Annotated in this window: 14 protein-coding genes; 9 read left to right on the top strand and 5 right to left on the bottom strand. The window is 64.9% G+C overall.

From position 1 onward, the window contains the following. Positions 1-6 precede the first annotated feature (6 nt). Complete coding sequence (gene hutH / locus GWC77_RS16995; protein ID WP_173258813.1) at positions 7-1,536, bottom strand: histidine ammonia-lyase; 1,530 nt, start codon at positions 1,534-1,536, stop codon at positions 7-9. 546 nt (positions 1,537-2,082) lie between these two features. On the opposite strand from hutH, the gene GWC77_RS16990 reads away from it, so the two are divergent. Next, on the top strand, positions 2,083-2,289 hold the full coding sequence (locus GWC77_RS16990; protein WP_173258723.1) for a hypothetical protein: 207 nt from the start codon (positions 2,083-2,085) through the stop codon (positions 2,287-2,289). A gap of 15 nt (positions 2,290-2,304) precedes the next feature. Here GWC77_RS16990 and GWC77_RS16985 read toward each other — a convergent pair whose 3' ends face one another. Continuing rightward, entirely contained in the window at positions 2,305-3,093 is a 789-nt protein-coding gene (locus GWC77_RS16985; protein ID WP_173258811.1) for a 4'-phosphopantetheinyl transferase superfamily protein, read from the bottom strand. 145 nt (positions 3,094-3,238) lie between these two features. Here GWC77_RS16985 and GWC77_RS16980 point away from each other — a divergent pair, with 145 nt between their 5' ends. Next, positions 3,239-3,943, top strand: coding sequence for an ABC transporter ATP-binding protein (locus GWC77_RS16980; RefSeq protein WP_173258809.1), 705 nt, complete (start codon positions 3,239-3,241; stop codon positions 3,941-3,943). Between the two features lie 85 nt (positions 3,944-4,028). Here GWC77_RS16980 and GWC77_RS16975 read toward each other — a convergent pair whose 3' ends face one another. Then, the gene (locus GWC77_RS16975) at positions 4,029-4,742 is read right to left on the bottom strand and encodes an autoinducer binding domain-containing protein (RefSeq protein ID WP_173258807.1); all 714 of its coding nucleotides are present in this window, start codon (positions 4,740-4,742) and stop codon (positions 4,029-4,031) included. A 672-nt stretch (positions 4,743-5,414) separates the two neighbouring features. Here GWC77_RS16975 and GWC77_RS16970 point away from each other — a divergent pair. The 6 genes from GWC77_RS16970 to GWC77_RS16945 all read left to right on the top strand — a co-directional run bounded on the left by GWC77_RS16970 (position 5,415) and on the right by GWC77_RS16945 (position 17,689). Then, entirely contained in the window at positions 5,415-8,549 is a 3,135-nt protein-coding gene (locus GWC77_RS16970) for a transglycosylase domain-containing protein (RefSeq protein ID WP_173258805.1), read from the top strand. 155 nt (positions 8,550-8,704) lie between these two features. Continuing rightward, entirely contained in the window at positions 8,705-10,831 is a 2,127-nt protein-coding gene (locus tag GWC77_RS16965; RefSeq protein WP_173258803.1) for a 3-hydroxyacyl-CoA dehydrogenase NAD-binding domain-containing protein, read from the top strand. A 428-nt stretch (positions 10,832-11,259) separates the two neighbouring features. Then, positions 11,260-12,348, top strand: coding sequence for a 3-deoxy-7-phosphoheptulonate synthase (locus tag GWC77_RS16960; RefSeq protein ID WP_173258801.1), 1,089 nt, complete (start codon positions 11,260-11,262; stop codon positions 12,346-12,348). Positions 12,349-12,554: 206 nt separating this feature from the next. Continuing rightward, a complete protein-coding gene (locus tag GWC77_RS16955; protein ID WP_173258846.1) occupies positions 12,555-15,299 on the top strand; it encodes a non-ribosomal peptide synthetase in 2,745 nt (914 codons plus the stop codon). Between the two features lie 11 nt (positions 15,300-15,310). Beyond that, positions 15,311-16,177 (top strand): alpha/beta fold hydrolase, encoded by an 867-nt coding sequence (locus GWC77_RS16950; protein WP_173258799.1) that lies wholly within the window; start codon positions 15,311-15,313, stop codon positions 16,175-16,177. Positions 16,178-16,276: 99 nt separating this feature from the next. Next, positions 16,277-17,689 (top strand): DHA2 family efflux MFS transporter permease subunit, encoded by a 1,413-nt coding sequence (locus tag GWC77_RS16945; RefSeq protein WP_254367010.1) that lies wholly within the window; start codon positions 16,277-16,279, stop codon positions 17,687-17,689. Between the two features lie 23 nt (positions 17,690-17,712). Here GWC77_RS16945 and GWC77_RS16940 read toward each other — a convergent pair whose 3' ends face one another. Next, a complete protein-coding gene (locus tag GWC77_RS16940; protein WP_254367009.1) occupies positions 17,713-18,561 on the bottom strand; it encodes a helix-turn-helix domain-containing protein in 849 nt (282 codons plus the stop codon). 165 nt (positions 18,562-18,726) lie between these two features. Between GWC77_RS16940 and GWC77_RS16935 the strand changes: the two genes are divergently transcribed. Continuing rightward, positions 18,727-19,095 carry a nuclear transport factor 2 family protein gene (locus GWC77_RS16935; RefSeq protein ID WP_173258795.1) on the top strand — a complete coding sequence of 123 codons (369 nt, stop codon included), beginning with the start codon at positions 18,727-18,729 and terminating at the stop codon, positions 19,093-19,095. 72 nt (positions 19,096-19,167) lie between these two features. Here GWC77_RS16935 and GWC77_RS16930 read toward each other — a convergent pair whose 3' ends face one another. Next, positions 19,168-19,656, bottom strand: a complete 489-nt coding sequence (locus GWC77_RS16930) for an Lrp/AsnC ligand binding domain-containing protein (protein ID WP_173258793.1) — start codon at positions 19,654-19,656, stop codon at positions 19,168-19,170. Positions 19,657-19,739: the final 83 nt, after the last annotated feature.

Genomic DNA, 19,739 nt, shown 5'->3' with positions numbered 1-19,739 from the left:
CCTGCCTCAGGCCGCAGACGCTTCGGACGCGAATGCCAACGGGCTCGCCGCGGCAATCGCGCCGTCGCGCACGATCTTCGCGATGGCCGCGATATCGGGGGCGAAGTAGCGATCGAGTTCGTAATGCGGAACAGCCGAACGCACGATGCCCATGACGCGCTCGAGCGCGGCGCTCGTGCGATTCGGCGCGCGAAGATCCACGCCCTGGGCTGCCGCGAGCAGTTCGATGGCAAGGATGTTCGCGGTGTTTTCGGCGATATCGCCGAGCTTGCGAGCCGCGAACGTGGCCATCGATACGTGATCCTCCTGATTCGCCGATGTCGGCAGCGAATCGACCGACGCCGGATGCGCGAGCGTCTTGTTCTCCGACGCCAATGCGGCCGCGGTCACATGCGCGATCATGAAACCCGAGTTCACACCGCCATCCTTGACGAGAAACGGTGGGAGGCCCGACAGCGTCGCGTCGATGAGCAGCGCGATGCGGCGCTCGGCGAGCGCGCCGATTTCAGCGGCCGCGAGCGCCAGGTTGTCCGCGGCGAATGCGACCGGTTCGGCGTGGAAATTGCCGCCCGAGAGGACTTCGCGCGTATCGGGGAACACGAGCGGGTTATCGGAAACGGCGTTCGCTTCGATGAGCAGCACATCGGCCGCATGTCGCATCTGATCGAGACACGCGCCCATGACCTGCGGCTGGCAGCGCAGGCTGTAAGGGTCTTGCACCTTGCCGCAATCGCGATGCGAGAGATTGATGCCGGAGCCGTCGAGCAACGCGCGATAAGCGGCCGCCGCATCGATCTGCCCGCGGTGACCGCGCAGCGCATGAATCCGTGCATCGAACGGCTTGACGGAGCCGGCTGCCGCGTCGACCGACAGCGCGCCCGACACGAGTGCCGTGCGAAAGAGATCCTCGATGGCGAAGAGGTTGTAGAGCGCCAGCGCCGTGGACGCTTGCGTGCCGTTGAGCAACGCGAGCCCTTCTTTCGCTTGCAGCGTGAGCGGCGCGAGCCCGGCCATCGCGAGACCGGCGGCCGCGCTCATGCGCTCGCCGCGTACATGCACTTCACCGATGCCGAGCAGAACGGCCGATAGATGCGCGAGCGGCGCCAGATCGCCCGAAGCGCCCACCGAGCCCTTGATCGGAATGACCGGCAGTACATCGGCATTGAAGAGCGCGACGAGCGCATCCATGACTTCGCGGCGGATGCCCGAGTGTCCGCGCCCCAGGCTCGAGAGCTTCAGCGCGATCAGCAGGCGCACGACGGGCGCCGACATCGGTTCGCCGACCCCGACCGCATGCGACAACACGAGATTGCGCTGCAACAGTTCGAGCTGGTCGTGAGGAATGTGCGTGCTGGCGAGACGACCGAAGCCGGTATTGATGCCATAGGCGGGTGCACCTTCCGCCGCAATGTCGGCAACAGCCTTCGCCCCTCTATCGATGGCGGCATGGCTGACCGGATCGAGCCTCAGCGTGACCGGCTCGCGGGCGATGCGGCGAAGCTGGGCGAGGTTCAGTTGGCCGGGCGTAAGCATCATGGTGAGGAAATCCTGTCTCGTCTGTCGATGAGGTGGCAGTCTAGCCTTCCGGTCTTGTATATACAACCCGTTTTTACATGCCGGCGGTCAGGGATTCCCAGGATGGTGAAACATCGGCCGGACCGCGCCGAGATGGCCTGCACTCGCCGCTCCTCGGCAGAACTATGCTGATCTCGTAAATAGGGCCGGCTCGGCACCGCGTAATTCATGCACGCTCGCGTCGCGCCGAGCTTGTCTATACAGCTAGCGATACCCCCTCCATGGAGGCGATCGGCCGACGCCGCTGTCATGCGGTTGCCGCTGGGCCCTCGATATGCCGTGGCGACGCGCATCGCGCCCTACCGCATGCGCCGCTTCGGGGCATCGCGCACCTTGGCGGAGCCCGTTTTGCCGCGAGCGCACTCGTTCTCGCGACGGGAACGGGCTGTGCTTCACCTCCGGCAGAAGCGCGCGACCGACCGAACCTCGATCGATCGTACGAGACGCTCGCCGATGCGCTGATTCGGCAAACCCACTCCAGCAGACGAGCGCAACTTGATGGAAGCCATGACCAAAACACAAGCGACGAAAGGACAGGGACAGATGGACCTCATCGAATTGGCTCGAGAGTCCGGCATGGCCGTGATGCTCGACGCAAGAATCGGTCAGCAAGAGTATGTGAGCGTCAGCGGGTCCCTTGCCGCGCTCGCACGATTTGCCGACGCGGTGCGCAAAGAACCGGGCTCCGATGAATCGGGCAACGGTAACGGCTGACGCAATGCGCGCCGCTCACCCGTGCGCGGGCACTCGCGCCGCGCGCGACCACGCCACGCACGCCGCGTAGCCGGCGGGCGCGGGGCACCACAACGCCTCGTAGTCGGCCACGCCGCTGTCGTCGGACATCTGCGGATCGACGGGATGCACACGTGGGGCGTGGCCGGTCCCGCGTTCGCCGCCGAGTACCTCGAACCCGGCGATGCCGCCCGCCAGCGAAATCCCGGTGCCGAGTGCTTTCACGAGCGCCTCTTTGGCGGTCCAGGCGTCGTAAAACGCGTCGTGCTGCAAATTCTCGGCCAACGATTCGAGATGCGCGATTTCGCGCGGAGCCAGGACGCTTTTCGCCACGGTGCGCCAATCGAACCGTTCGCGTCGTGCCTCGATATCGACGCCCACGCGCCGCATGCTCGACAGCGCGATCAGCGCATAGGCACCGGAATGCGACACGTTGAAATCGAGCAGGCCGTCCGTCCTCCATCCGTCGAAGATGCCGGCAAGCCGCGGCCGGCCGGCATCGTCGCGCAAAAAGCGCAGATCGCGCGCGGGCAACCCTAGTTTTGCCGCGACGGTCTGGCGCAATGCGGCACGGGCGGCGGCATGGCGCATCGCATCCTCCCGGCGCAGGAATCGGGCTGCGCGCGAACGCTCGCCGTCGTCGAGCACCGACAATTGCGGTGCGTCCAGCGGCGCCGACAGATCGATCGCGACGAGCCGCAGCTCCACCCCGGCCCGGCTCGCGGCCGGCACATCGATCGCCGATATTTCATAAGCGCGGCGGTGCGCTGTTGGCAGACTGTTCATGCGTGAAATTCAAGTATCGGCGCGTGCGAATACATGCCCCAATTTCTGGTAGTTGCCCCGGCGGGGCGCCGCAGGTCAAATCGTCGGCGTCGCACGACGCACGCTGTCCATTCTCGGACGCCGCTCGCTCACCTGGAGAGAACGATTGACCTGCCCGCCGCTGCTGCATATCGAAGCACTGACCGCCGGCCACGGCAAGCTCGACGTGCTCGACGACGTCTCGTTGAGCGTCGCGCCCGGCACCACCGCCTGCGTGCTCGGACCGGCCGGCGCCGGCAAGACCACGCTGCTGATGACGGTCGCCGGCTTGCTGCGCGGCAAGAGCGGTTCGATCCGCTTCGCGGGCGAGGAGATCCGGCGCAAGCGGGCCCATGAAATCGTCGCGCGCGGCATTGCCTATGTCCCGCACAACCGGCTGCTCTGCCGCAATCTGTCGGTGCGCGACAACCTGCTGGCCGGGGTCTGGCGCGAGCCGGACCGCCCGCGCGTGGAAGCCGACGCCACGCAGCTGTTTGCGCGCTTTCCTCGCCTCAAGGCGCTCGAGACGCACCGCGCGAGTTCTCTTTCGAGCGGCGAGCAGCAACTGCTCGGCATTGCCCGCGCGCTGATGTTGCGCCCGACACTGCTGCTGATCGACGAACCGATCGCGGGACTGCCGCCCGAAATCGTCGACGATATTCTCGAACTCGTCGAGCAGTTGAACCGCCAGGGTATCAGCGTGCTGATGGCGGAAAAACGCGACAATGGCCATAAAGTGCTGCGGGCGGCCAGATATGCGTATCTGCTCGAGCAAGGCCGCATCGCATTCGCGGGCGAAGCAAAGACGCTGCGCGCTCGCGCCGTCGCATAGCACGACGCGCCGCCCGCGGCGCACAATCGTGTCCCACTCCGATGAATTTCCCGTAGCGGCCATCTCGCTCGAACGGTTCCGCGCTTCAGTGAAGCAACCCAAGCATCGCGGCCCGCACCACGGCCGCGGTCTTGTTGGCGCTCTTGAGTTTGGTGACCGCATTCTTGACGTGGAAGTTGACGGTATCGACCGAGATGACGAGGATTTTCGAAATCTCGCCCGATGTCTTGCCATCGGCCGCCCACTTCAGCACTTCGATCTCACGCTCCGTCAGACCGCGTTCAGGGTCATCCATCAGTGCCGGCATGAGTACGCGCTTGAGCGCGAAATGCGCCGCGTTCACGAGCCAGCGCATGCGCGTTTCCTTTTCCGCGAGTTCGTCCGAGGTGATCGGCTCGCCCGAGCGCGCGAGCGTCAGCATGCCGCCCACGCCGCAACTATCGAACGCGGCCTTGGCCCACCCCACGCGCAAACCCGCTGCACGCGCTTCCTGCCATAGCTGAGGCGCCGTGGCGAAGAGCGCGTCGCTCCAAATCACAGGCAACGCCGACCGGCGGGCATGGAGTACGGTCGGATCGATTTCGATGTAACGCGCCTCGTCATAGCGCTTTTGCCACCACGCGGGATAGTTGTTGACGAGACGCGTTTTCGGCTTCGACAGCGGCCACGGCGCACGCAGCCCGTAGGCGCAATACTCGAAGCCCAGAGTTTTCGCAGCGTTTTCGATCTTGCGGAAGACCTCGTCACCTGAATGCGTATCGTCGAGGTCATTCAACAACTGTTCGGCCCAGCTCGTCATCGTTGCCTCCTCGTCATTGCGCGCCGAGCGCGCAACGGCATGCGCGATATCGCGCGGGCGCCACGCGGGCGGCCGGCATATCGCCATCCCGGCGCGCCCCCTCCGCTCACGGCATGGACCGACGAGCGGCTCTCGAACGAGGTACGCGCCAAAGGCTTTTTTATTCAGCGTTGCATGGATTTCCCAGATGGCACGCGCTCTCGCGAAACACAGCACGTCCAACTGAGGGCCGTATGCTACTCCACTGTTCGCACAATGGATGAGATCAGACCGTTCGGTCTGAACCGATGCAAACCAGCGCGTTCGCCGTCAATCCGCGATGAAACCGGTTCGCGTCGGCGTCGGGAAGGTTTCACTTCCCTCTCTCGAAAATTTGAATGAGTCCTCGGGATGGACTGCGGCCCCCGCGCCCGCGAACCGATCAGCGAGCGATTCCGACGTTTTCGTTGCGAGCCGACAACGAATGCGCAACCCGGTAAAAATGCGGGCTCAACCCTTGCTCGGGTTGTGCCGTAATACCGGCGCAGGTCCGACGAATGGTGCGCCTCACGGCCACCTCGAGTGGAAATCAGTGCGCAACGCCACACCTGGTGCGCAGACGTTGACGCATGATTACACTAGTACCCGTGACTGCGTTTGAAACACGTCTGCGTGGCACCTGAGGAGTCAATAATGAACCGCCCGCTCGCCCGTATGCCGCTGCGCGCCATCGCCACGATGTCCGTAGGCGCACGGTTAAAGTGGCTCCTCGGTCTCGTTATAGCCGCGATGCTGGGGGTACTGGCGTATTTTGTCTCTGCCGAGATGCAAACCTCGCGCCTTCAGGCGCGCTATCTCGCGCGGTTCGACCGCGATGTCTCGTTCGGCGTCGGCCCGGGGCCCAGCAACAGCATCCGCTTTCCTACGCACGGCGGCCCCTACGACGTTCGGCTCGGTTATGCCCAACTGCCCGATTTCGAAAAGCGTCTCGTTTCGCGCGGCTACCAGGTCACGCGGCAGGCCCGCGATTCGTCGACGATGACGTCGATTGCGGACCGCGGCCTCTTTCTTCCTTACCGCGAGAAAGATCAAGGCGGCCTGCAGTTGTTCGACACGCAAGGCGAGCCGCTCTTCAGCGCCCGCTATCCCGCGCTCGTCTACGGAAACTTCGAATCGATCCCGCCGCTGATCGTGAGCGCGCTCACGTTCATCGAGGATCGCTACCTGCTCGATGCGAGTCAGCCCTATCGCAATCCGGCCATCGATTGGGGCCGTTTCTCGCGCGCGTTGAGCGATCAGGCGCTGCGTCTCGTGAACCGGCATCAGGCAACGCCGGGCGGCAGCACGCTTGCCACGCAAACCGAAAAGTTTCGCCATTCGCCGGGCGGGCGCACCGCCACGCCGCCCGAGAAGCTGCGTCAGATCGCATCGGCATCGGTGCGCGCCTATATGGGCGGCGAAAAAACGATGCCGGCGCGCCGCTCGATCGTCGTCCACTACCTCAACACGGTGCCGCTCGCGGCACAACCGGGCACCGGCGAAGTCGAAGGACTCGGCGATGGCCTGGCCGCCTGGTACGGCCGCGATTTCGACGAGGTCAACCGCCTGCTCACGCAAGCCAGCATACGCAACAGCAACAACGAAGCGACGGGCCAGACGCTTTCCGACGAAGCACTCGCATTCAAGCAGGCGCTCTCGCTGTTGATTGCGCAGCGCGCGCCCTCGTATTTTCTCGTGCGCAATCCCGTCGCGCTCGATCATCTGACCGACAGCTACGTGCGCGTGCTGGCCGCCAACGGCGTCATCTCGAGTTCGCTGCGCGATGCGGCGCTGGCGGAACGGCTCGAGCTGCACCGCGCCGCGCCGCTGCAGCCTGCCACGTCCTATGTCGCGCGCAAGGCCGTCACGCTTTTACGTGCGCAACTGATGGGGATGCTGGGCGTATCGAATGTGTACGATCTCAACCGCCTCGACCTGACGGCCCAATCGACGCTCGACAAGAGCGTACAGGCCGAGGTCAGCGACCGGCTGGCGCGCGCGAGTACCGTGGACGGTGCCAAGGCAGCCGGCCTGTACGGCTTCGAAATGCTGCGCCCGGGCGACGACCCGTCGAAGATCGCGTTCAGCTTCACGCTTTTCGAGCGGCGCGGCGGCGAAAACCTGCTGCGCGTGCAGACCGACAGCGTGAACCAGCCGTTCGACATCAACCACGGCGCTCGGTTGAACCTCGGCTCGACGGCGAAACTGCGCACGATCATCACTTACCTGCAGATCGTCGCGGCGCTGCACGAGCGCTATGGTGCCCTTTCGAATGCCGAGCTCAAACGCGTTCAGCCCGATCCGTCCGACGCACTCTCGCGCTGGGCCGTCGATTACCTCTCCCACACGACCGATCGCTCGCTGCCATCGATGCTGCAAGCCGCCGTGGAGCGCAAATACTCGGCCAGCCCGGGCGAGCTTTTCGCGACGGGCGGCGGCATGCAAGCCTTCACGAACTTCGACAAGTCGGACAACGGGCGCATCCTGACCGTCCACGATGCGTTCCGGCATTCGGTCAACCTCGTCTTCGTGCGCTTGATGCGCGATATCGTCCGCTACGAAATGGTCGAAGCTGCCGGCCCATCGCAGCGCTGGCTCGACGATCCGCAGTTGCGTCAGACCTACTTGACGCGTTTCGCCGATCAGGAGAGCCTCGTCTACCTGCATCGCTTCTACACCAAATACCAAGGGAAGACGCCCGACGAGGCACTCGATACGCTCGTTGCCGGCATGCGTAGCAAGGCGCCGCCCAAGGTGGCCACGGCGCTGCGCAGCGTCGCGCCGCAAGCGCCGCTGCCCTGGTTCGACGCGCGCATGCGTGCCGCGCTCAAGGGCACGGTCAGCGCACACATCTCCGACGACGACCTGGCAAGCCTCTATGCCAAGTACGGTCCGGACAAGTTCAACCTCAACGATCGCGGCTACATCGCGCACGTGCATCCGGTCGAACTCTGGATGCTCAGCTATCTGCGCCTCCACCCCAACGCGTCCGAGCGCGAATTGCGCAGCGCGAGCCAGGACGTGCGGCTCACTTCGTACGCATGGCTTTTCAAGACGCGTCATCGCGGCGCTCAGGACCGCCGCATCCGGCACATGGTGGAGTTGGAAGCCTATGCGCGCATTACGAAGGCCTGGCGCGCGCTCGGCTATCCGTTCGAAACGGTCACGCCGTCCTATGCGGCAGCCGTCGGCGCGTCGGGCGACCGGCCCGATGCGTTGGCACAGTTGATCGGCATCGTGGCCAACGACGGACGCATGCTGCCGGCACACAGTATCGGTTCGCTCAAGTTCGCGGCGGGAACGCCCTACGAGACCGAATTCGAGCACGTGCCGGCCGCGAAAGACCCGACAGTCTCGCCCGAGATCGTCAATGTGGTGCATGGGCTGCTGCGCGATGTCGTGCAAGGCGGCACCGGCGCCCGGCTCGCGGCCGGCCTGCCGTTGCCCGACGGACGCATGCTCGACGTCTATGGCAAGACCGGCACGGGCGATCAGCGCTTCGAGGTCTATGCGCCCGGCGCGCGGCTCATCGAATCGCGCAAGGTCAATCGGACCGCCACGTTCGTTTTCGTCATCGACAACCGGTTCTTCGGCACGCTGACCGCATTCGCTCACGAGCCGTATGCCGCACGCTATTCCTACACGAGCGCGATGGCCGTCCAACTGCTCAAGTCGCTCGGCCCGACGCTCGCTCCGCTCGTCGGTCCGGCGTCCGCAGCGCACGGCGCGGGCCGGCTCGCCGAATCGCCGGATCCGCGATCGGTTGCCGCCGCTGCATCGGCCTCCTGAAGGGAGGTGGGCCGCTGAGCCGGCCCGCACCGCGTCCTTCGTGTCGTACGATGAATTCGATCGGCCGGCGCAAGCACGGGCAGCGCCGATCGAGTGTGAGATCGGGGTAAAAGATCGGCATACAATCGCCGTCTGACCATCCACCTCACGCACCCATGAGCCCATCGAACACCCCTCGCGCCGTCACCTGGTCGCTGTCCGGCAACATCCTCGTCGTCACCATCGATCATCCCCCCGTCAATGCGCTCAGCGCCGACGTTCGGCGCGGGCTCGTCGATGCGCTCGATGCCGCTGAGCGCGATCCCGCTGTCGCGGCCGTGCTGATCGTCGGTGCAGGCAGGAATTTCATCGCCGGGGCCGACATCCGTGAGTTCGGCAAGCCACCGCAGCCACCGGCGCTACCCGATGTGTGCGAGCGCGTCGAAGCCGCGTCGAAACCGGTCGTCGCCGCGCTTCACGGCGCAGCGCTCGGCGGTGGGCTCGAAATCGCACTGGCGGCACACTATCGCGTCGCGCTCGTCGGTGCGAAGCTCGGCCTGCCCGAGGTGAAGCTCGGACTCATGCCCGGCGCAGGCGGCACGCAACGCACGCCGCGCCTGATCGGCGCGGCCGCGGCGCTCGATCTGATGCTGTCGGGCCGCCACGCGGATGCCGAGGAAGCGCTTGCACTGGGGCTCATCGACCAACTGGGCAAGGGCGAGGACGCGCTCGAGGCGGGGCTCGCCTACGCGCGCGAGCTCGTCGCGCGCCATGCGCCGCCGCGACGAACCCGCGACGCTCGCGCGCTCGAAGCCGATCCGACTGCCGCGCGCAAGGCGATCGAAGAGGCGCGTGGGCATACCGCGACGCGTTCGCGCGGCCTTTTCTCGCCGGGCAAGATCGTCGACGCCGTGCAAGCCGCGCTCGAACTGCCTTTCGACGAAGGCCTCGCATACGAACGCCGTGCATTTCTCGAGTGTCTCGACAGCCCGCAGCGCGCAGGGCTCGTCCATGCGTTCTTCGCCGAGCGCGAAGCCGCGAAAGCCCCCGAGACGAAGGCGGCCCCGCCACGCCCGATCGCCTCGACCGGCGTCGTCGGCGGCGGCACGATGGGTGCCGGCATCGCCGTTGCCATCCTCGAAGCCGGGCTGCCCGTCGTCATGATCGAGCGTGACGACGAGGCACTCGGTCGCGGGCGCGCTTATGTCGAGCGCGTCTACGACGGCCTCGTCGCGAAGGGCAGGCTCTCGGGCGCCGGCAAAGAGGCGGCACTCGCCCGCTTTACCGGCAGCACGGACTATGCGGCGCTTTCCACAGTAGATCTGATCGTCGAAGCCGTGTTCGAAGACATGGCCGTCAAAAAGACCGTCTTCGCCGAACTGGACCGCGTTGCCCGGCCGCAAACAGTACTTGCCACCAACACCTCGTATCTGGACATCGACGAAATCGCGGCCGTCACCTCGCGGGCCGCGGACGTTATCGGCCTGCATTTCTTTTCGCCTGCGCATGTGATGAAGCTGCTCGAGATCGTCGTGCCGGCGCGCGTGGCAACCGATGTCGTGTCGACCGCATTCGAGTTCGCCCGGCGGCTCGGCAAAACACCGGTACGCGCCGGTGTGTGCGACGGGTTCATCGGCAACCGCCTGCTCGCGGTCTACAGGACGGCGGCCGATTACCTGATGGAAGATGGCGCGTCCCCCTACCAGATCGATCGCGCGATGCGCGAGTTCGGCTACCCGATGGGTCCGTACCAAGTCGTCGATCTCGCGGGCGGCGACATCGGCTGGGCTGCGCGCAAACGCCGCGCACCGACGCGCGACGCGCGCATGCGCTATGTCGAGATCGCCGACCGGCTCTGCGAGCGCGGGTGGTTCGGACAGAAGACGGGCCGCGGTTTTTATCGCTACGAACCGGGCGCACGCACGGGCAGCCCCGATCCGGAAGTCGAGGCGATCATCGACGCCGAGCGACAGCGCCATGGAATCGTCCCACGCCATTTCGACGACGAGGAAATCGTGCGGCGCCTCATGACCGCAGTCATCAACGAAGCGGCGAACATCGTGCGGGAAGGCATCGCGTTGCGGCCGCTCGACGTCGACGTGACGCTCGTGCACGGCTATGGTTTTCCGCGCTATCGCGGTGGACCGATGATGTATGCGGATACGATTGGTCTTGCGCACGTGCTGGCGGATCTGCGCCGCTACGAGCAGGAGGACGCGTTCTTTTGGAAGCCCTCGCCGCTCATCGTCGAGCTGGTCGAGCGCGGCGCTTCCTTCTCGAGCTTGAACGGCACCGCGCGATAGCGCCTCGGCGGGCCGCTTGCGTGCTCCGGGGCACGCAAGCGATCGCGTTGGCGACACCGGAGCGTCGCTCATCCATTTGGCGGCTAACGCCGCGAATATTCGTAAATCCGAAAATCCAATCGACCCACGATCTACTCTTTTCAATACGAATATTCGGAATTCACCCGTAATCCACTTCGAATCAAATTTAAAATTTCCTCACTTTTATGTAACTACAGCGTTTCCGCAATATTCTTTATCACTTCATAGATTTAAAAATGCTTGTCGCCCCGCTCCTAATCCGCATATACTGCGCGTCACGCATTTTCAGCTGAACATTCAACCCACCGTGGGCGACGTTCTCCCGGTTCTGCAGCGGAATGACTACGGATACCTCACCGAGCTAGCCGCCGCACGAGCTTGTATCCGCAGTGTCATCGGAGCAAAGCATGCTGACGCCACAACAGACTTCGCAATTTTGCGATACCAATCTATTTAGTCCCGCATATTTGATTCACCGCTTTCCACCCGCGAGCGGGACTCAGCGCTTTATCGAACGATCTCGGAAAGAAATATCCGAGATATTGAGCGGCGCATCTGACAAACTACTGATTATCGTCGGACCTTGCTCGATTCACGACACCGACGCCGCGCTTCAGTACGCCAATCGACTTGCACGCATTCGAGCGGAACTGAGCGACGACCTTCATATCGCAATGCGCGTGTACTTCGAAAAACCCAGAACCTGCCTTGGCTGGAAAGGCTTCATCAACGATCCGGACCTTGACGAGACATACGACGTCGACGGAGGTTTGAAACGCGCCAGGCAGCTTTTGCTCGAGATTTGCTCGCTACATGTTTCCGTGGCCACAGAGTTCCTGGATACGGTCGGTTACCAGTACATCTGCGATCTCGTCAGTTGGGGGGCTGTCGGCGCACGCACGACCGAGTCCCAGGTGCATCGCGAGATGGCCTCGGGGCTGCCCTGCCCGATCGGCTTCAAGAACGCCACCAACGGCGACGTCAAGCCGGCCATCGACGCCATCCGGGCCTCCCGGCAGCCGCATCGCTTCGTGGCGGTGACGGCCGAGGGCGCTTATGTCAGACGCGCGACGCAGGGCAATGTCCATGGGCACCTCGTGCTGCGCGGCGGCCGCGTGCCGAACTATGACGCGCATGGCGTAACTTCAGCGTGCGAACAGCTCGCAGCGCATGGGTTGCCCGCGCGTGTCGTCGTAGATGCGAGTCACGGCAACAGCGGCAAGCAGCATCGAAACCAGCTGGCAGTCTGCGACTCGCTCGGCTCGCGAATCTCGCTGGGCGATACGCACGTGGCCGGCGTCATGATCGAATCGAATCTCGTTGCCGGCAACCAACCGATCGGCCCGCTCGCGCAGTTGATGTACGGACAGAGCATTACCGACGCATGCATCGGCTGGGATGACACGGCATCGCTGCTCTGCCGTCTTGCAAACGACGTCCGAACACGCCGCAGGCTCTATACACCTGTCGAACCGCCGGCTGCGCTCGCGGGCTGAGCACCGCGACGCGGCGCCCGCGCGCTGCCGTTGTTTTGTCCTCCTACGTAGCATCTATTTAATTAGTAGTCCTTAATTTGACACGCGAGTTTTTCGATATCGCTTTTTGCATCACCTCAGAACACCCACTCAAGCCATTCCGAGGAACTATCATGTTGACCACCGTCGTGGAGCAACCGGTCGCGCCACCGTCTCGCCCACACCGCATGCAATCGATGAGCGCTGCCGATCTGCTTTGGCGCGCTGCCTACCTGCATCCCGATTCGGGTCTTTCGTTTCTGTCCGGCACCGACGACGAAGGCGCGTTCATGACCTACCCGGCGCTGCTCGACGAAGCGCGCCGGATCGCGTCGGCGCTGCGGCTTCTCGGACAGCGGCCCGGCGACAAGGTGGTGTTGCTGCTGGAACTCGCACGCGATTTCATCCCGGCATTCTGGGGTTGCGTGCTGGCGGGCTGCGTGCCTTGTCCGGTCGCGCCGATCCGCAACGACCCGCCTCGCTGGGACAAGACGATCGCGCACTTGCGCGCGCTGCTCGACGATCCGCTCGTCGTGACGACGCAGGCGCTCGAGTCCACGCTTGCCCGCGGCACACCGACCGCCTCGCTGTCCTCGCTACGAGATGCATGGCAGGGGACCAACGCCGCGCCCGTCTATGAGGCGTCGCCCGAAGACCCAGCCGTCTTCGTGCTGACCTCGGGTTCCACGGGCAACTCGAAGGCTGTCGTCCTTACGCACGCGAATCTGCTTGCTTCGATGGCCGGCAAGAACGAGCGGCAGCGCCTGGACGCGTCGGACGTCGCGCTCAACTGGATTTCTTTCGATCACGTGGCCGCATTGCTGGAGGCGCATCTGCTGCCGCTTTACACGGGCGCCCGGCAGGTTCATGTCGATTCGGCCACGATTCTCGCCGATCCCCTCTCGTTTTTGCGCCTCATCGATCGGCACCGGGTTTCGATGACGTTCGCGCCCAACTTCCTGTTCGGGCAGATCAACGCGGCAATCGGGCAACGCACGCCCGCTCCCGCGTTCGATCTGTCGTGCCTCCGGCACATCGTTTCGGGAGGCGAAGCGGTCGTCGTGGAAACCGGCCGGCGGTTTCTCGAGCTGCTCGCGCCCTACGGCCTCACGCAGCGTGCGCTTTGGCCTGCGTTCGGCATGAGCGAGACCTGCGCGGGATCGATCTACTCGCGCGTCTTTCCCGAGGACGATGTCGCACGCGAGTTCGCCGCGCTCGGCACGCCCGTGATCGGGCTCGAAATGCGCATCGCCGACGACGAGGCCAACGTGCTGCCCAACGGTGAGCTCGGCGAGCTGCAACTGCGCGGCCCCATGGTGTTCCAGCGCTACTACCGCAACGAGGAAGCGACGCGCGCGGCATTCACCGATGACGGATGGTTTCGCACGGGCGATCTCGGAAGAATCGAGGACGGCAAGCTGAGCCTCGTGGGACGCAGCAAGGACAGCATCATCGTGAGCGGCGCGAACTACTTCAGTCACGAACTCGAGACGGCGATCGATCAGCTCGACGGCATCGAACGCTCGTTCGTCGCCGCGTTTCCGACGCGCCCTAAGGGAGCGGACACGGAATCGCTCGTCATCGCGTACGCCACGACGATCGATCCAGCCGATGAAACCCGCCGCCATCAGCTCAGTGTCGCCGTACGCAATACGACGATTCTGCTGTGGGGCTTTCGGCCATCCTTGATCCTGCCGCTGCCGAAGACGGCTTTTCCGAAGACGAGCCTCGGAAAAATCCAGCGCGCGACGATGAGAAAGCGTCTCGAAGCCGGAGAATACGATGCCGAGCTGGCCGCCGCGGCTGAGATCGCGCGGCGCCAGACGGGCGAACAGGTGCCGCCTGACGGCCCGATCGAAACCGCCATCGCCGGCGTTTTCGCGGATATGTTCGGCTTGCCCTTGGATGCCATCAGCGCCACCGCGAGCTTCTTCGACCTCGGCGGAACCTCGCTCGACATCCTCACGCTGCAGCAGCGGCTTCATGTCATGCTCGAGCGCACCGAACCGGTCTCGCTCGTGACGATCTTGCAGAATCCGAGCGTGCGCGCACTGGCCTCGCACCTCGAGCCGACCCGTCGCCGAACCAACGAATACGATCCGATCGTGCCGCTGCAGACAACGGGTAGCAAAACGCCACTCTTTTGCATTCACCCCGGTGTCGGCGAAGTGCTTGTTTTCGTGAACCTGGCGAACTACTTCGTCAACGACCGTCCGTTCTATGCGCTTCGCGCGCGCGGCTTCAACGACGGAGAGACGCCGTTTCGCTCGCTCGACGAACTCGTCGAGACCTACGTTGCCGCGATCCGGCGGCGCCAGCCGCACGGCCCCTATGCGATCGCCGGTTACTCTTACGGTGGCGCCGTCGTACTGCCCGTCGCCGAGCGGCTCGAAGCGCTCGGCGAGCGCGTTGCGTTCATCGGCAGCATCGATGCACCGCCGCTCATCAAACACCCTCGCGGCAAGGTCGATGCAGTGGAGAGCGCGGTCATGCTCGCATTCTTCCTCTCGCTCATCGACCGCGATCAGATGGAGCGGCTACCCGATTCGCTGCGCGCGACGCTCGGCCCGAACGAAGACCCCTGCGAGCCCATCTATGCGCTCGCGCCCAAGTCGCGGCTCATGGAGCTCGGGCTCGATCTGCCGCACTTCAAGGCGTGGTCGGCACTCGCGCTGGGGCTGTCCGACATCGGTCAGGCGCACCGGCCGTCCGGCACCGTCGAAGCGGTCAGCATCTTTTACGCCGACCCGCTCTGGGGCACGAAAGCCGACTATCTGGAGCGGGAACTCAAGCGCTGGGACGCTTTCGCGCGCGGGACGAACCGCTACATCGAGGTGGGCGGCGAGCATCACACGATGCTCGATGTCCGGCACGTGGCTGCCTTCCAGGCCACCCTGCGCGCCGAGATCGATCGCGCCATGCAAGGCCGTTGAGGAGGACGGCGATGAGCACGAACGTCAAGCAAATCGATTTGGACGGCACGCCGTTGCATTATGTCGACGAAGGGCAGGGCTCGCCCATCGTCTTCGTTCATGGCTACATCTCAGACGAGCGCGTCTGGCGCAACCAGCGCGCCGCTTTTGCGCGATCGCACCGCTACATCGGGGTGACCCAGCGCTACTTCGGTCTCGCGCCGTGGCCCGACTCCGGCGAGCGGTTTTCGCTCGATACGCACGTCGAGGATCTCGCCGCGCTCATTCGAGCGCTCGGGACGGGTCCCGTCGACGTCGTCGGCTGGTCGTACGGCGCCTCGCTCTCGCTCGAGCTCGCCGCGCGTCATCCCGAGTGCGTCCGCTCGCTGTTCGCCTACGAGCCAGCCAATCTGGCATGGCTCAGCGACCGCGTCGCGCAGGAGGCTGCCGCCAAAGACAGGGGCGACATGGTCGGACCGGCGCTCGCCGCGCTCGCGCGAGACGACACGGCCGATGCGGTTCGCCAAATATTCGATCATGCCCACGGCCGGCCCGGGCTCTTCGACACCTTGCCCTCCGACTCGCGCCGCTGTTTTCTCGACAACGCACGCACGGTTGCGCTGCTGTTCGGGACGAAACCGTTGCCGGGCATCGACGCGTCCGCGTTGTGCTCGCTGACGATGCCGATCGCGATTGCCCACGGCGCGCTGACGAGACCGTTCTACCGGATCGTGGCCGAAGGTATCGCGGCACGGATCGCAACGGCCCGGCTCGCCGTGCTGCCGAACGGCATGCACGCCGCGCCCGTGCTTGGCGCGGCACGGTTCAACGCCACGGTCGCGGACTTCCTGCACACGGCGCAAGCCGATAGAAACGCACGAATGCAAGCAAGCGCTTAGACACCGTCGGCGGCGCTCGCTTCATCGTCGCACGACGCGCGCCGAGCCCCGACGCCTCATCGATCGATATACAGCCACCCCCTTAATGACCAGGACTGCATGATGAACCCTCCGACCGATCAGCAATCGACGCAAAAGTGGGTACTCGCCCTGACGTCCGTCGCCGCGTTGATGGCGATGCTCGACGCGATGGTCGTCGCCACCGCGATCAACGCGATCCGAGCCGATCTCGGCGCCTCGCTCGATGCGTTGCAATGGACCGTCAACGCGTACAACCTGAGCATCGCCACGGTACTGCTCACCGGCGCGGCACTGGGCGACCGCTTCGGACGCCGACGCATGTTCTCGTTCGGTGTGGCGCTGTTCGCCGTATCGTCAGCGGCTTGCGCACTTGCAAAAAGCGTCGAATGGCTCATCGTCGCCCGTATTGCACAGGGTGCCGGTGCAGCGTTCATCATGCCGCTGGCGATGGCCATCCTCACCGCTGCCTATCCGCCCGAGCGGCGCGGCAAAGCGCTCGGGCTCTTCAGCGGCATCACGGGCCTCGCGCTGATCGTGGGGCCCGTGCTCGGCGGAGCCATCGCGGGCAAGCTTTCGTGGCAATGGATCTTCTGGATCAACGTCCCGATCGCCCTCGTCATCGTGCCGCTTGCGTGGCGGCGCATTCCCGAGAGCTTCGGTCCGGCCGTCGCCGTCGATGTGCCCGGCATGGTGCTGGCCGCGCTCGCCGCGCTCGGCATCGTTTGGGGCCTCATCCGCGGCAGCGTCGCAGGCTGGACCAGCGCCGAGGTCGTCGCGGCACTCGGGGGCGGCACTGCGCTCGCGGTCGCATTCGTCGCGCGCGAGCATGCCGCCGCGCAGCCGATGATGCCGATGCGTATGTTCGGCTCACGCGCATTCTCCGCGAGCATTGCCGCCAGCTTTCTCTTCTACGCCGCCATGTATGGCGTGGTGTTCTTCCTGCCGCAGTTCTTCCAGGTCGCCCAGGGGTGCGATCCGCTCGGCGCGGGTCTGCGCCTTTTGCCATGGACGGCCACGCTGTTCGTCGTCGCACCGGTCGCGGGCGGCCTCGTCGACAAGATCGGCGAACGCGCGCTCATGATCGTGGGACTTGCGTTTCAAACGCTGGGATTCGCCTGGGTCGCGTATAACGCAACGCCCGATGTGTCGTACCTCCACCTTGCCGTCGCGCTGACGCTCGCCGGCGCCGGCGTGTCCATGGCCGGTCCCGCGGCGCAAAAGGCTGCGGTGGGCGCAGTGAGCATCAAGGAGATCGGCAAGGCCTCGGGCGTCTTCAATATGTTCCGGATTCTCGGAGGCGCAGCCGGCATCGCGCTGGCCGTTGTCGCGTTCTCAGTGGGCGGGCGTTATACGTCGCCTCAGGCGTTCGCCTCCGGATTCGGTGCCGCAATGAAAGTGTCGGCCATCCTCTCGGTCGCAGGCGTGCTCGCGGCGCTCGGCCAACCTGCGCGCCGCGCGCTGCCCGCCGCGTCGGCCAAAGCCAAGGTATAGAAAGCCCCTGTCGGGCGAGCACGCTACGCCGTTCGTTCCCTCGCGTACGCGCGCAGCGCCTCGCCCGTTTGCTCGTCGCTCGGGAAGAACGCCTCGATGGCGAGTTCCGCGAGCGTGATGTCGACGGGCGTGCCGAACACCGTCGTCGTGCTGAAGAACGACAACGTTCCGAGCGCCGTACGCAGGCGCAACGGCACGACGATATCCGACGGCATATCTGTGTCCCCGGGCGCGTCCTCGGCGCCCGGCGGCGCGGGATAAGCCGCCAGTTCCTCGACGAGCGCTTCGAGCACCGCATCCCCGCTCGTCTGAGCCTGGCGCTCGACGCGCTGGAGCACATGCGCGCGCCACGCAAACCAGTTGGCGATACTGTTCGCGAGCCCCTCGGGATGCAGCGACAGACGCAACACATTGACAGGCGGCTCGAGGAGTCTTGGCGCCGCGCCAGCCACGAGCGGCGCGAGTGCGCCGTTTGCAGCGATCATCGTCCAATGCCGGTCGACGGCCAATGCGGGAAACGGCTCGTGCGCGCGCAACACGAGTTCCACCGCCTGGCGCGCAGCATTGAGCTGAGGATCGTCGAGCGGACGCTCGCGAAAAAGCGGAGCGTAGCCGGCCGCCACGAAGAGCGCATTGCGCGCCCTCAGCGGCACCTCCAGGCGCTCGGCCAGACGCAGGATCATCTCCCGGCTCGGCACCGCGCGGCCCGATTCCACGAAGCTCAAGTGCCGCGACGAAATCTGCGCTTGCGTCGCGAGCACGAGTTGGCTCATGCGGCGCCGCTGGCGCCATTCGCGCAGTAGATCGCCGACGCCGCGGCTCATGCCGCGCGGCGCGGCAGGGCTTCGAAATGAAGTGGCAAGCGTATTCATGGCGTCGATCATAACGAATCGGCGCAGCATTTCCATTACCTGCGACGTAATCGACCGGCCTCGCCGTTTCGACGATCCTTCGTTCTCGAGCGAGTCGCCGTTCCCGAAGCGGCGACCGCACCACCCGCGGCCTCGCGCCGCCATTGAACGTCCAAGGAGCCTCTCATGAACGCACATACCCCGCTCGTCGCCCGCTACTTCGCCGCCTGGAACGAGACCGACGCCGTGCGCCGCCGCGCGCTCATTGCCGAAACCTATGCCGAGGGCGCCGTCTATGTCGATCCCATGCTCGAGGGCAAGGGCCATGAAGGCATCGACACCATGATTGCGTCCGTCCATGAGCGATTCCCGGCCTTCGTGTTCCGCCTGCTCACCGACATCGACGGATTCGGTCCATACGTGCGCTTTTCCTGGGAGCTGGTCGGCCCGGACGGCACCGTTGCGGCCAGGGGGTCGGACTTTGCCGTCGTCGATGCAACGGGACGCTTCTCGAGCGTCACGGGCTTTCTCGATGCGGCGGCTCAACCGGACTGAACCGCGCAGGCGAGCGCCGCGGCGAACCCCTATGCCGCGGCGCCGAGGCACGGCGGGCGGCTCGCCTGAGCCTCAACCCGGGACCGGAATCGCGAGCGTCTCCTTGATTTCCTCCATGACGACATAGCTCTTCGACTGCACCGCGCCCGGCAACTGCAAGAGGATGTCGCCGAGCAACTTACGGTAATCGGCCATCTCGCCGATGCGCGCCTTGATGAGATAGTCGAACTCGCCCGACACCAGATGGCACTCCAGCACCTCGGGAATCTTGTGCACCTCGCGCCGAAACTGCTCGAACATGTTGCCGCTCTTGTGACCCAGGGTGATTTCGACGAACACGAGCAGCGCCGCGCCCAGCTGAGCCGGATCGATACGTGCGTAGTAGCCCGTGATGACCCCGTCGCGCTCCATGCGCTTGACGCGCTCGATGCACGGCGTGACCGTCAGCCCGACGCGCTCGGCCAAGTCCTTCATCGCGATACGACCGTCCTCCTGAAGGATGCGCAGGATATGGTGGTCGAGCTTGTCGAGCTTGCGGATCGGCTGGCGCTGCGTTCTCACTGTTTTCACCAAAAATATGAAAACTACAAAAACAAAAACTGCTTTCGTCGCAATAGTATAGCTCCAATAACTGGACCAACGGT

Source organism: Paraburkholderia sp. NMBU_R16, from assembly GCF_013282575.1.
Taxonomy (GTDB): Bacteria; Pseudomonadota; Gammaproteobacteria; order Burkholderiales; family Burkholderiaceae; genus Trinickia.
The sequence above is the reverse complement of the archived record's forward strand: the minus strand, read 5'-3'. Positions and strand labels throughout refer to the sequence as shown.

Excerpts from the sequence above, each read along its gene's own strand:
- GWC77_RS16975 (WP_173258807.1), bottom strand. The coding sequence starts at position 4,742 with ATGACGAGCTGGGCCGAACAGTTGTTGAATGACCTCGACGATACGCAT.
- GWC77_RS16990 (WP_173258723.1), top strand. The coding sequence starts at position 2,083 with ATGACCAAAACACAAGCGACGAAAGGACAGGGACAGATGGACCTCATC.
- GWC77_RS16965 (WP_173258803.1), top strand. The coding sequence starts at position 8,705 with ATGAGCCCATCGAACACCCCTCGCGCCGTCACCTGGTCGCTGTCCGGC.
- hutH (WP_173258813.1), bottom strand. The coding sequence starts at position 1,536 with ATGATGCTTACGCCCGGCCAACTGAACCTCGCCCAGCTTCGCCGCATC.
- GWC77_RS16960 (WP_173258801.1), top strand. The coding sequence starts at position 11,260 with ATGCTGACGCCACAACAGACTTCGCAATTTTGCGATACCAATCTATTT.
- GWC77_RS16970 (WP_173258805.1), top strand. The coding sequence starts at position 5,415 with ATGAACCGCCCGCTCGCCCGTATGCCGCTGCGCGCCATCGCCACGATG.
- GWC77_RS16985 (WP_173258811.1), bottom strand. The coding sequence starts at position 3,093 with ATGAACAGTCTGCCAACAGCGCACCGCCGCGCTTATGAAATATCGGCG.
- GWC77_RS16940 (WP_254367009.1), bottom strand. The coding sequence starts at position 18,561 with ATGAATACGCTTGCCACTTCATTTCGAAGCCCTGCCGCGCCGCGCGGC.
- GWC77_RS16955 (WP_173258846.1), top strand. The coding sequence starts at position 12,555 with ATGCAATCGATGAGCGCTGCCGATCTGCTTTGGCGCGCTGCCTACCTG.
- GWC77_RS16945 (WP_254367010.1), top strand. The coding sequence starts at position 16,277 with ATGATGAACCCTCCGACCGATCAGCAATCGACGCAAAAGTGGGTACTC.
- GWC77_RS16950 (WP_173258799.1), top strand. The coding sequence starts at position 15,311 with ATGAGCACGAACGTCAAGCAAATCGATTTGGACGGCACGCCGTTGCAT.
- GWC77_RS16935 (WP_173258795.1), top strand. The coding sequence starts at position 18,727 with ATGAACGCACATACCCCGCTCGTCGCCCGCTACTTCGCCGCCTGGAAC.